This is a genomic window from Marinifilum sp., from assembly GCF_965230805.1.
Classification (GTDB): Bacteria; Bacteroidota; Bacteroidia; order Bacteroidales; family Marinifilaceae; genus Marinifilum.
Window position 1 is genome coordinate 1974952 of sequence record NZ_OZ246019.1, and the last position, 12537, is coordinate 1987488.

General features: G+C 36.3%; 9 protein-coding genes. 7 read left to right on the forward strand and 2 right to left on the reverse strand.

The window, feature by feature from the left end:
• The first annotated feature begins 19 nt into the window (after positions 1-19).
• The 7 genes from gldM to ACO05S_RS07875 all read left to right on the forward strand — a co-directional run bounded on the left by gldM (position 20) and on the right by ACO05S_RS07875 (position 8933).
• The gene (gene gldM / locus ACO05S_RS07845) at positions 20-1585 is read left to right on the forward strand and encodes a gliding motility protein GldM (protein ID WP_421920969.1); all 1566 of its coding nucleotides are present in this window, start codon (positions 20-22) and stop codon (positions 1583-1585) included.
• Between the two features lie 15 nt (positions 1586-1600).
• Entirely contained in the window at positions 1601-2446 is an 846-nt protein-coding gene (gene gldN / locus ACO05S_RS07850) for a gliding motility protein GldN (RefSeq protein ID WP_421920970.1), read from the forward strand.
• 269 nt (positions 2447-2715) lie between these two features.
• On the forward strand, positions 2716-3879 hold the full coding sequence (locus tag ACO05S_RS07855; RefSeq protein WP_421920971.1) for a galactokinase: 1164 nt from the start codon (positions 2716-2718) through the stop codon (positions 3877-3879).
• 17 nt (positions 3880-3896) lie between these two features.
• Positions 3897-4943 carry a UDP-glucose--hexose-1-phosphate uridylyltransferase gene (locus ACO05S_RS07860; RefSeq protein ID WP_421920972.1) on the forward strand — a complete coding sequence of 349 codons (1047 nt, stop codon included), beginning with the start codon at positions 3897-3899 and terminating at the stop codon, positions 4941-4943.
• A gap of 82 nt (positions 4944-5025) precedes the next feature.
• Positions 5026-6687: a sodium/sugar symporter gene (locus ACO05S_RS07865; protein WP_421920973.1), complete on the forward strand. Its 1662-nt coding sequence runs from the start codon at positions 5026-5028 to the stop codon at positions 6685-6687.
• A gap of 173 nt (positions 6688-6860) precedes the next feature.
• Positions 6861-7877: a UDP-glucose 4-epimerase GalE gene (gene galE, locus ACO05S_RS07870; RefSeq protein WP_421920974.1), complete on the forward strand. Its 1017-nt coding sequence runs from the start codon at positions 6861-6863 to the stop codon at positions 7875-7877.
• A gap of 48 nt (positions 7878-7925) precedes the next feature.
• Positions 7926-8933 (forward strand): aldose epimerase family protein, encoded by a 1008-nt coding sequence (locus ACO05S_RS07875; protein ID WP_421920975.1) that lies wholly within the window; start codon positions 7926-7928, stop codon positions 8931-8933.
• A 915-nt stretch (positions 8934-9848) separates the two neighbouring features.
• Here ACO05S_RS07875 and ACO05S_RS07880 read toward each other — a convergent pair.
• Positions 9849-10970, reverse strand: a complete 1122-nt coding sequence (locus ACO05S_RS07880) for a glutaminyl-peptide cyclotransferase (protein ID WP_421920976.1) — start codon at positions 10968-10970, stop codon at positions 9849-9851.
• Between the two features lie 71 nt (positions 10971-11041).
• On the reverse strand, positions 11042-12517 hold the full coding sequence (gene cysS / locus ACO05S_RS07885) for a cysteine--tRNA ligase (RefSeq protein WP_421920977.1): 1476 nt from the start codon (positions 12515-12517) through the stop codon (positions 11042-11044).
• Positions 12518-12537: the final 20 nt, after the last annotated feature.

A 12537-nucleotide genomic window follows, 5' to 3' on the forward strand; every position in this document is an offset into this window, starting at 1 on the left:
ACAGTCAAGCTTAGCTGAAATGGGAGCAACGAATTGTAAAGAAACGCCACGGCAAAGGATGATTGGAATGATGTATTTATTTCTGACAGCAATGTTGGCGATAAATGTATCGGACGAAGTACTGGATGCTTTTACGATTATTGATGATGGTCTGAATAAAACGACTACAACATTTGAGGAGAAAAATCAGATCACCTATAATGCATTTAAAACTGCATATGATGTAAATCCTACAAAGGTTCAATTATCATATGATAATTCTGAAAAGGTAAGAAAATCTTCAAATGAATTATTTAGTATGATTGATAGTTTAAAACACAAGATTGTAAAAAAAGCCGATGGTGATGAATACGATCCTGAATTGAAAACAATCAAAAAGAAAGATAATCTGGACATACCAGCAGAAGTCATGATTGTGGGTGGTCATGGCAAAAAACTTAAAGAAACTATAGTTGAGTACAGGGAACTACTTTTAGGTTTAGTTAATGAAAATGATACTGCATTAATTCACTCAATTAAGAGTAATTTAAACACTGACAAACCATCCAAAAGTAAAAAGTCAGATCCTAATCATTCTTGGGAATCTCAACAGTTTTCCAATACACCATTGATCGGAGCGGTAACATTATTATCAAAGATTCAATCGGATATTCGAAATACAGAAGCCGATATCATTAACTATTTATTCAATCAGATTGAAGCGGAATCATTCAAATTTAATGATTTACGAGCAGAGGTTTATGCTAAGTCAAGCTATATTTTAAAGGGAGATACCTACGAAGCTAAAGTATTTTTAGCTGCTGTGGATACAACTCAAGACCCAACAGTAATTGTTAATGATTATGGAAGGCTATCTAAGTTTGATGATAAAGGTCGTGGAATCTATAGAGTTCCTGCTAATGAAGTGGGAGTAAAAAAATGGGCTGGTTTATTAACCTTTCAAACTCCATCAGGAGGAACGGTTGAAAGAAGATTTAAAAGTGAGTATATTGTTGCAGAACCAAATGTAGTTGTATCTCCGACCAAAATGAATGTGTTCTATGTTGGTGTAGATAATCCCGTTAGTGTATCCGCTCCAGGATTTACATCAGATAGAATTAAAGCATCTATTTCTAATGGAAATGGTCGCTTGGTAAAAAGAAGTGATGATGAATATATTGCAAAACCAGAAATAGTTGGTAGAACTGCAAAAGTTCTTGTTGAAGCCAAATTCGACGATGAATGGAGACCATTGCGAACAGTAGATTTCCGAGTAAAACCAATTCCCGATCCTGTGGCTAAGATTGCAGACAAGAATGGTGGTAGAATCAAGAAGAATTTACTTTTAGCACAATCTGGCGTTGATGCAGTAATGGACAACTTCGATTTCGATCTTGAATTTAAAATTACTGGTTTTACCGTATCAACCATTCAAAAAGGTTTTACGGTAGACGAGGAATCTAGATCAGATACCTTTACTGATGAGCAAATGCGACTACTTAGAAATTTAAGAAGAAATAATAAAGTATATATAGAAGACATTAGGGCAGTAGGTCCGGATGGTGTAACCAGAAATCTACCTGCTATTGTATTTAGAATAGAGTAATAAAATTTACATACCATGAAAAAAAGCTTATTACTATTAATTGGTCTTGCACTGTTTTGTTCTGCGAATGTAATGTCGCAAACCAATCCAACAAGTGTATACAGCAAGAATCACATTAAAAATCGTAAACCAATTCCTTATTCAAATATCCGCGAATCGGATGTAATGTGGTCGAAATTGGTATGGAGAATCGTTGATTTGCGAGAGAAAATGAACCTTCCGATGTATTATCCAACCACACCACAGGACGATCGCTACAGCTTAATTGATTTGCTGATGTATGGTATAGAAAACGAAGGTTTGACAGCCTACTCTACCAACGATGATGAATTTAAAGAACCTATGACCTTGGATGAAATTCATGGAAAATTTGATGCGCAATCAGATACTATCATGCAACGCAATAGGTTAACAGGCGAATTGGAAGAAAAAATTATCCCTGGTGAAATGCATACCGACGATGTAAAACGTTACATGGTAAAAGAACAATGGTTCTTCGACAAGCAAACATCAACCATGCAAGTACGAATTATTGGTATTTGCCCTATTCGCGAGTATGTAAAAGATGGTGATACTGCTATGGATGGAGTGCAAATGAAGCAGCTTTTCTGGGTTTACTTCCCGGAGGCAAGGCCATTGCTTGCAACTCATGAAGTGTTTAATCCCTTTAATGATGCTGCTCGTTACTCATTCGATGATCTTTTTTTGAAGAGAAGATTCTCAAGCTTTATTACTCAAATCTCGAATGTACACAACAATAGAGGAATTAGTGAATACACTGTCGGAATTAATTCGATGCTTGAGGCAGAAAGAATTAAGAATAATATCTTCGAATACGAACATGATTTATGGGAATACTAAAAAAATAAAATTCTATAAGAAAGAGGCTATCTCAAATGAGGTAGCCTCTTTATTTTAGCAGTTTTGGACTAATTTCTGTTTATAATCTCTTTCCAAGATGTAAGCCACAAAATCAAAAAAGTCATTACTGTGTATATTTAATAACTATTTTAATCGAGCTCGTTTCATATTAAAAATTCTATTTGCATCCTACTTTATTTTTTGGCTTTTTGTTTTTTTATAAAAAAGCTTTACATTTACCAACCAGTACCAACCAGTAAGAATAAGTTATGCAAGTTGCTGAATTAAAAAAAGAGTTTGAAAATTACTACGGAAAGGGAGATTGTCATATCTACTTTTCGCCAGGACGAGTAAATCTAATAGGAGAGCATACCGATTATAATGGAGGATTTGTTTTTCCTTGTGCTTTGTCGTTTGGAACTTATTGCCTGATTAGAAAAACAAATGATAGTGTAATACGACTAGCATCCTTAAATCAGGCAAAGAAATACACACTTAAACTTGGTGAGTTGACTCAGCCTTTGGAAAAAGGAAATTGGGCAAATTATGTATTAGGTGTAATCGCTCAATTTATAAAGGACGACTTAATTCCTGATTGCGGAGCAGATCTTCTTTTTTGGGGAAATGTACCCCATGGAGCCGGATTGTCGTCTTCAGCCTCTTTGGAAGTAGTTACAGGTGTAGCTATAAATGAGGAATACAATTTCAAGAAAGATCAGCTAAGTATTGTAAAATATAGCCAAACTGCAGAGCGTGAATTTGCCGGAGTAATGTGCGGTATAATGGATCAGTTTGCTTCAGGAATGGGTAAAAAGGATCATGCGATCTATTTAAATTGCGATAACCTTGAATATGAGTTGGTGCCCATAAAACTAGATGGTGTTAAAATAGTAATAGGAAATACAAACAGTCCGCACAGTTTGGACGAAGGAAAATACAATGAACGAGTTGCTGAATGTCGGGCAGCTGTAGAAGCAATCAACCCCTCCAAAAAGATTGCTAATTTAGGTGAATTGTGCCCGACAGAATTCAACTCTTTATCCGGTAATATAAAGGATGAGCTTATCAGAAAAAGGGCTCGTCATGTGGTTACTGAAATTGAAAGAACTCAAAAAGCGGTAATCGAACTTAAAAAAGGGAACTTAAGCGAATTTGGACAATTAATGAATGGTTCACACGATTCCCTTAGAGATGATTATGAGGTTACGGGAAATGAGCTCGATTGCATGGTGGACGCAGCAAGAAAGATCGAGGGAACAATAGGAGCAAGAATGACAGGAGGTGGTTTTGGAGGTTCAACCGTAAGCCTTGTTAAAGATGAGTATGTTGATGAATTTATTAGTAAAGTAGGTGCTGAATATCTCGAAAAAACAGGCATTGTTGCAGACTTTTATGTTGCCCAAATAGGTGACGGAGGCAAAAGAATTGAATAATTACAAATAGATTTCTGATGAAAGAGTTTGATTATATCGAAAACCCACATCGCAGATACAATCCATTAACTGGTGAGTGGATATTGGTATCGCCGCACAGATCAAAAAGACCATGGCAAGGACAGGTTGAAAAGGTGATTGAAGAAAAAAGGCCTTCATATGATCCAAAATGTTATCTGTGTCCAGGGAATGAAAGAATAGGAGGTGAAAAAAATCCCAATTATGAAGATGTTTATTCATTTCAGAACGATTTTAGTGCTTTATTACAAGATACTCCGGAAGGAGAATTTAGAGACGGTGATTTGTTTCGGGCAGAAAGTGAATCGGGAATCTGTAAAGTAATTTGCTTTAGTCCGGATCATAGTCTTACCGTTCCTGAAATGAAAGTAGAAAAGATACGTAAGGTTGTTGATCTTTGGTGTAAGGAATATAAGGAATTGGGAGAACGCAAGGATATCGGTTACGTGCAGATATTCGAAAATAAAGGAGCCATTATGGGTTGCTCCAATCCGCATCCCCATGGACAAATTTGGGCTTCAGGATTAATTCCTCTCGAAACATCAAAAGAGTCGGAGACCCAAAAAGCATATTTCGAGCAATATGGACGTACTCTGTTGTCGGATTATCTGCAATCTGAATTAGAGAAGAAAGAAAGAATTTTGGTTGATAATAATTCTTTTGTAGCTTTAGTACCGTTTTGGGCAGTTTGGCCTTTCGAAAGTATGATCATTAGTAAAAGAGCAGTATCTAATTTACTGGAATTGACTGATGAAGAAAGAACAGATCTTGCTGATATTTATAAGAAATTAACCATTATGTACGATAACTTATTTGAGGTATCGTTTGCATATTCGGCAGGATTGCACCAAGCTCCAACTGATGGAGAAAAGCATCCTGAGTGGCATTTACACATGCATTTCTATCCACCGTTGTTACGCTCGGCTAGTGTTAAGAAATTTATGGTAGGATACGAAATGCTGGGTACGCCACAGCGAGATATTACAGCAGAAGGAGCAGCAAAACGATTAAGAGAATTATCAAAGACTCATTATAAATCGAGATAATAGATCTTTTATAAGTATCAATTATTTTCTAACTAATCTTTTATCTCAACCCGAAGAGCTTCGGGATTTTAAATCTAATAAAATGGCGAATACATTTTCTTTCCTTGATTATGTGATTTTTATCGTTTACGGAATTGTGATTGTTGGAGTAGGATTGTGGGTATCCCGTGACAAAGAAGGTCACCAAAAAAATGCTGATGATTACTTTTTGGCATCTAAATCTTTACCTTGGTGGGCAATTGGAGCCTCCTTAATTGCTGCAAATATTTCGGCAGAGCAATTTATTGGAATGTCTGGTTCCGGATTTGCAATCGGACTGGCAATTGCGTCATACGAATGGATGGCTGCTCTAACTCTTATTATTGTTGGTAAGTACTTCTTGCCAATTTTTATTGAGAAAGGATTGTATACCATCCCTGAATTTGTTGAGAAACGCTACTCAAAAAATCTGAAAACGATTTTAGCGGTTTTCTGGATTGCACTATACGTATTTGTAAACCTTACATCGGTATTGTATTTGGGTGCTTTGGCTCTGGAAACCATTATGGGAATTCCTATGATTTATGGAGTGATTGGATTAGCACTATTTGCTGCCAGTTATTCTTTGTATGGTGGTTTATCCGCAGTAGCCTGGACCGATGTGATTCAGGTAGTGTTTTTGATTTTAGGTGGATTGGTAACTACCTATTTGGCTTTAGATATGGTATCGGGAGGAGAAGGTGTTTTAGCCGGTTTTAAACACATTTATGAGGTAGCACCTGATAGTTTCAATATGATTTTGGATAAGGCTCATGATCAGTATAAAAATCTTCCAGGCCTGGGTGTAATAGTTGGAGGTATGTGGGTTGCGAACCTTTATTATTGGGGATTCAACCAATACATTATTCAAAGAACTTTGGCAGCAAAATCCTTACAAGAATCACAAAGAGGGATTGTGTTTGCAGGATTTTTGAAGTTAATCATCCCACTAATTGTAGTAATTCCAGGAATTGCCGCTTTTGTAATGGTAAACGATGGAAGCATTATGGCTTCATTAGGCGATACTGCTCAAAATAATATTCCAACTATCGAATCTGCAGACAAAGCTTATCCATGGCTGTTGCAGTTTTTACCTGTAGGATTAAAAGGTTTGGCCTTTGCTGCATTGGCCGCAGCGATTGTATCTTCCTTGGCATCAATGTTGAATTCTACTTCAACCATTTTTACCATGGACATTTACAAGCCATATTTTAATCCAAATGCCAGTGATAAACAGACTGTGAATACAGGTAGAATATCGGCAGCAATAGCATTGCTAATTGCCGGTTGTATTGCCCCACAATTAGCCGGTTTGGATCAAGCATTTCAATTTATTCAGGAGTATACAGGGGTTGTAAGTCCTGGTATCTTAGCTGTGTTTATGCTAGGATTATTCTGGAAAAAATCAACGAATAAAGGTGCAATCGCCGGAGTACTGGCATCCATACCAATTGCGATGTATTTTAAAGTTGCGCCAAATGGATGGCTTGAAGGAAGCAGTGTTGAATCCCTATTTGTAAATGTTCCTTTTATGGATCAAATGGGCTATACTGCAATTCTTTCTGCCTTAGTTATAGTATTGGTAAGTTACATACAGAATAAGGGAGAGAATGATTCCAAAGGAATCGAAATCAGTAGGGAAACATTTGCAACAGGTAGAGTATTTAATATTGTGGCCTACACCATTTGTATTTTGTTGGTTGCCTTATATGCAATCTTCTGGTAAAAAGTAAAAAAACAGTGGAATAATACGCTTGCCTGCGCAAATGTGTTATTCCACGAATTAATAAAGTCAAGGAAATAAAACGAGCAAGATTAAAATAATTATTAAACCTGCACGGCAATAATTATTTTAATCTTGCAGCTTCCTTCTGGCAATCGAAAAGAAATTATAAACAGATGAAAAAAAGAATTTTAGTAAGTGGGGGAACTGGTTATATCGGATCGCATACAGCTGTGGAACTTCAAAATCATGGTTTTGATGTGGTGATTGCCGATAACCTTTCAAATTCTAAGATTGAAGTACTGGATGGAATCGAAGGCATTACAGGAACTCGCCCATTGTTTGAGAAAGTGGATTTAAGCTGCATGAATGAATGCGATGAATTCTTTAAAAAATACAATAATATTGAAGCAATTATCCATTTTGCCGCATCTAAGGCAGTTGGCGAGTCTGTTGAAAATCCTCTGTTGTATTACAGAAATAACATCAATTCCTTAATCAATATTTTGGAGGCGATGAAGAACTATAAGATCCCTAACCTTGTGTTTTCATCCTCGTGCACGGTATACGGACAACCTGATAAACTACCTGTAACCGAATCTACTCCAAGAAAAGAAGCAGAATCACCATACGGAAATACAAAGTCCATTTGCGAAGATATTATTCGTGATACTGTAAAAGCACATCCTGAATTAAAAGGGATTGCGTTAAGATATTTTAATCCAATTGGAGCACATCCAAGTTCTAAAATTGGTGAACTTCCATTGGGGGTTCCCAATAACTTGATTCCATTTTTAACTCAAACAGTAGCAGGAATTAGGCCTGAATTAAGTGTTTTTGGTAATGATTACAACACGCCTGATGGCTCATGTATTAGAGATTACATTAATGTGGTTGATTTAGCTGCTGCCCATGTTGTTTCAATTGAAAGATTGTTGAAGGATCAACACCAAAGCAATTACGAATATTTTAATATAGGAACCGGTGCTGGTGTTTCAGTTCTTGAAATTATTGAATCATTCGAAAGATCAACTGGCCAAAAAGTTCCTCATAAAATTGTAGGACGAAGAGCAGGTGATATCGAACAAATTTATGCAGATACCTCATTTTCAAATAAGGAATTAGGCTGGAAAGCGGAAAAAAGCATAGATGAAACTTTACTTTCGGCATGGAACTGGCAACAAACTTTATAGGTAATCAAAAAATCAAGCAGAGCATTCATCAGCAATAAAGAATTAAAAATGAAGGTTTACACACTCAAGAATAATGTAGTAGAGATTGATTTTATCCCAAGAGGGGGACAAATTATCTCGATACGAGTTCCCGATTCAAATGGCAATATTGCTGATGTAGTTGTTGGCTACGATAGCCTTGAAGAAACTCTAAATGGTGATGGATATTTTGGAGCCATATGTGGTAGGTATGCCAACCGAATTGTAAAAGGAGAATTTGAGATTGACAAAGAAAAGTTTCAACTGGATTGCAACGATAACACCAACCATTTACATGGTGGACACGAGGGTTTTCATGCCAAAATATGGGATGTTACAGAAGTAGATCTTGGGCAATTTGTGCAAGCTTATAAGCTAAGTTTAACTAGTGAGGATGGCGATCAGAATTATCCGGGTAAACTGGATGTTACAGTTGTTTATGGTTTGACAGAGGACAATCAGTTTGTAATTGAATATGCAGCTGAAACTTCAAAACCAACAGTAATTAATTTAACGAGCCATCCCTATTTTAATTTGAATGGAGCTGGAAATGGTTCGGCAGTTTATCACCAGTTGCAAATAAATGCCTCTTATTATACTCCTATTTCAGCTGAACTAGGTACTACCTCCGGAATAATTGCAAGAGTAAATGGCACTCCTTTCGATTTTACAAAACCAAAGTCAGTACAACTTGCTTGTGATGCCAATCACGAACAGATTAATATGATCGGTGGTATTGATCACAACTTTGTATTAGATGATTTTAATGGATCTGTTAAGTTAGCAGGTATACTTACAGATCCGGAATCGGGACGTAAACTGGAGGTTTATACCGATCAACCGGGAATTCAAATATATACCGGTGCCCATTTTGATGGCTCAGAGAGAGGAAAAAATGGAAATCCTATACAGCAATGTCAAGGGATTGCAATGGAAACACAAATTTTCCCAAATTCGCCAAACTACGATCATTTCCCTAATGCATTGTTAAAGCCCGGAGAAAGGTATACACATGTTTGTATCTATAAGTTTTGCTAAAGATTAGTTCTATCAGAACACTAAAAATATAATTTTTTCCTTTGTATAAGGATCCTTTTAGCACCAGACAGAGTGGTTTATATTCATTTAATCTCTGTTTGGTGTTTTTTGTGAATTAAAATGACTGATATTTAAATTCTACTATTCATTGTGAATACCAGTTTAAATCACTTGCGTAGCCAAGTAGAACATCGGATTCCCTTATTTTAACGTGAGTTCGACGTAAAATTCGTTCACAGTTTGATCTGATTTTGAGTAGAAATTTTCGAAGGAATATCGGGATATTTCAAGAAGATTTGAGGAAATTTATGCCGAAAGCAGGCAAACACATAATGGAAAGTTCTCTTTACGACAGCTTCACATTAAAAATTCCTCAAAATAGCCCGCTATTCTTTCCAAATTTTTAATGCAAATCTATCCCAAATATAACTTTCTGTGGATAGAATTTTACGTCGAACTCACGTTAAAATAATCAATTGAGATAGAGAAAATACCAAGTGGAATATCTATTTGATCAATTATTGGCATAAAAAATCGAATTGAGATCGTACTTTTTTCAATGGGGATGGTAAAACAATAAATTGAGATTGTACTTTTTTCGATTAAGATAGAAAATGAAGTCAGGGGATGCATTGGGAAGTCAATTATTGGGTGCTTTTTTCAAATTGAGTTCGAAATTTGACCGAGGGGATAGGTGAAAAATGAAATTGAGATACTTCCCAACTTAAAGGGGGTTGAAAAATTCCCCGATGGCGAGTAAAAACTTTATCGGGGTCAGTGTTTATAAAGGTTTTCTATCCTTTATAGTTAAATGCAGTCAGTATTTATAAAGGTTTTAATTAATTGAATAAAAAAAAGAAATTAATTTTTCGATCAGGAATTTGAATTATCAAAATTAAAAAATAGATAAAGCTTCTACTTCTTTACAAGTTCAATCTCGAATAGCTTAGGCCAACGTTTACCAGTTACAAACATTCTTTGCTTAGCCGAATCCCAAGCAATTCCGTTTAATACATCATCGTTTTGATCCAGGTTGATTCTATCCTTTTTCTTCAAAATAGATCCCAAATGAATACTTCCTTCAACTCTTCCTGTTTCAGGATTGATAATTACAATTCGTTCGGTAAGCCACACATTCGCATAAATTTTACCATTGATGTATTCCAATTCGTTTAAGTTGGTTACAGCACCATTGTTATCGTACACTTCAATGCTGCGTTTTTTACTGTAATTGGTATCATCAAGAATGGTAAGTACGTTTGAGCCATCAGAAACTACCAATTCATCCTTCATGCTTGTAATTCCCCAACCTTCATTATTTGTGGTTTGAGGTTCGAAGAAATCAATTTGCTCGAAAGTATCAGGATCAACCACAAACACCTTTTTCGAATTCCAAGTCAATTGAATGATTCTGTTTTTGCTATAGGTGATTCCTTCACCGAAATATTCTTGCTCCAAATTCTTAATTGAAATGGCTTCACCATTTTCCAAACGTACTTTTCTTAACGAAGATTCGCCATGCTGACCAGTTCCCTCGTACAAAAATCCTTTATGAAAAAACAAACCTTGCGTATAGGCTCTTCTGTCGTGAGGAAATGAATTAATAATTTTGTAAGTATATTCTTCGGGAATTTGATTAGACTTTAAATTAATGTAGCTTGTTACCAATCCAACTTTACCATTTTCATGATAAGCCAACAACTTTATGTTGTGCTTACCCATTTTATCTTTTGTAGGTATCCATTTAAAATGCCATGGTTTAGAGCTAAGGGTTTGTACCAATTCGCCATTACCCCACAATTGCAAAGAATCAATATCGCCAGCCTTTTTCTTGACATGAACCAAAATTTCAATTTCGTTGCCAAAGGCAAACAAGTCACCTCTCTTCGGAGCTTTTAATCTCATACTATTTACAAAATCGATGGTTGGAGTAGCAGCTATAGCATCTTTTTTCTCGGGTTCAGCTTTCGTACTTCCATTGTTACCACATCCTGTTAGAAAAAAAAGAAGAAAAGAAATGAGAATTTGAAATTTCATTGTAATTATTCGTTTAGAGTTAGCTTTGATAAAAATAAAAAAACTGTCCCGATTAGTCAGGACAGTTTCAATTATTTTGTGATTTCCCATTCAAAACCATCTTTGGTATCTTTTACCCTGATGCCTAAATTGGTTAATTCATCTCGTATTTTATCAGCAGATGCCCAGTCTTTGTTCTTTTTTGCTTCGTTTCTGGTTTCAAGTAAAAAAGCAATAAGCTTATCAAGCAATTCGTTCTTATCTGAATCAGCCGATCCTTCTTCCTTTAATCCCAATACATCAAACACCATGTTATTATACAATGATTTGAGATTTTCCAAGTCGACCGAACAAATTCTTTCGCTTCCTGCTGCTAAAGAGTTAATCATTTTTACACCATCAAACAGGTGAGCGATTAAAATAGGTGTGTTCAAGTCATCATTCAATGCCTTGTAGCATTTGTTTTTTAAATCATCAAGCTTAATGCTTGATGAATCTGATGCTTGAATTTTATTTAAAGTAGCGATTGCTGCCATCATTCTGTTGAAACCCTTCTCAGCTGCTTTTAGTGCATCATTCGAGAAGTCAAGCGGACTGCGATAGTGTGCCTGCAGCATAAAGAAACGAACTGTCATTGGGCTGTATGCCTGATCCAGAACATCGTTTTCGCCGGAGAACATATTCGCAAGTGTTATAAAATTGCCCAATGATTTACCCATTTTCTGACCATTAATGGTAATCATGTTGTTGTGCATCCAGTATTTTACAGCTTCCTTCCCGTTTGCTCCTGTTGCTTGTGCAATTTCACACTCGTGATGAGGAAATTGTAAATCCAATCCACCTCCGTGAATATCGAATTGTTCACCTAAATATTTCTCTCCCATAGCCGTACACTCCAAATGCCATCCCGGGAAGCCATCACTCCACTTCGATGGCCAACGCATGATATGCTCTGGAGCAGCTTTTTTCCAAAGTGCAAAGTCGAAAGCATTTTTCTTTTCGCTCTGTCCTTCCAACTCACGGGTATTAGAGATTAGTTCATCAATTTTACGCCCCGATAATTTTCCGTATTCATACTTTTTGCTGTATGCTTCCACATCGAAATAGATGGAACCGTCGCTTTCGTAAGCAAAACCATTTTTTAATAATTTGTCGATTACTTCCATCTGCTCAATGATATGACCCGATGCACGTGGCTCGATACTTGGCTTACGCACATTCAAATCGTCCATATCTTTATGATATCGATCCGTAAAAAACTGAACCACTTCCATTGGTTCAAGCTTTTCTAAACGAGCTTTTTTAGCAATTTTATCTTCTCCCTCATCGCCATCGTCTACCAAATGACCAACATCAGTAATATTACGAACGTAGCGAACTTTATATTCTAAATGAGTCAGGTATCTGAATAATAAATCGAAAGTGATTGCAGGGCGAGCATGCCCCAAGTGAGCATCGCCATATACTGTAGGACCACAAACATATAAACCAACGAATGGTGCGTTTAGTGGTACGAACAATTCTTTCTTTCGATTTAGTGTATTATAAATGAACAGCTTGTTTTCCATATCCGTAAAATGATTCGAAT

Excerpts from the sequence above, each read along its gene's own strand:
- gldN (WP_421920970.1), top strand. The coding sequence starts at position 1,601 with ATGAAAAAAAGCTTATTACTATTAATTGGTCTTGCACTGTTTTGTTCT.
- ACO05S_RS07865 (WP_421920973.1), top strand. The coding sequence starts at position 5,026 with ATGGCGAATACATTTTCTTTCCTTGATTATGTGATTTTTATCGTTTAC.
- galE (WP_421920974.1), top strand. The coding sequence starts at position 6,861 with ATGAAAAAAAGAATTTTAGTAAGTGGGGGAACTGGTTATATCGGATCG.
- cysS (WP_421920977.1), bottom strand. The coding sequence starts at position 12,517 with ATGGAAAACAAGCTGTTCATTTATAATACACTAAATCGAAAGAAAGAA.
- ACO05S_RS07875 (WP_421920975.1), top strand. The coding sequence starts at position 7,926 with ATGAAGGTTTACACACTCAAGAATAATGTAGTAGAGATTGATTTTATC.
- gldM (WP_421920969.1), top strand. The coding sequence starts at position 20 with ATGGGAGCAACGAATTGTAAAGAAACGCCACGGCAAAGGATGATTGGA.
- ACO05S_RS07880 (WP_421920976.1), bottom strand. The coding sequence starts at position 10,970 with ATGAAATTTCAAATTCTCATTTCTTTTCTTCTTTTTTTTCTAACAGGA.
- ACO05S_RS07860 (WP_421920972.1), top strand. The coding sequence starts at position 3,897 with ATGAAAGAGTTTGATTATATCGAAAACCCACATCGCAGATACAATCCA.
- ACO05S_RS07855 (WP_421920971.1), top strand. The coding sequence starts at position 2,716 with ATGCAAGTTGCTGAATTAAAAAAAGAGTTTGAAAATTACTACGGAAAG.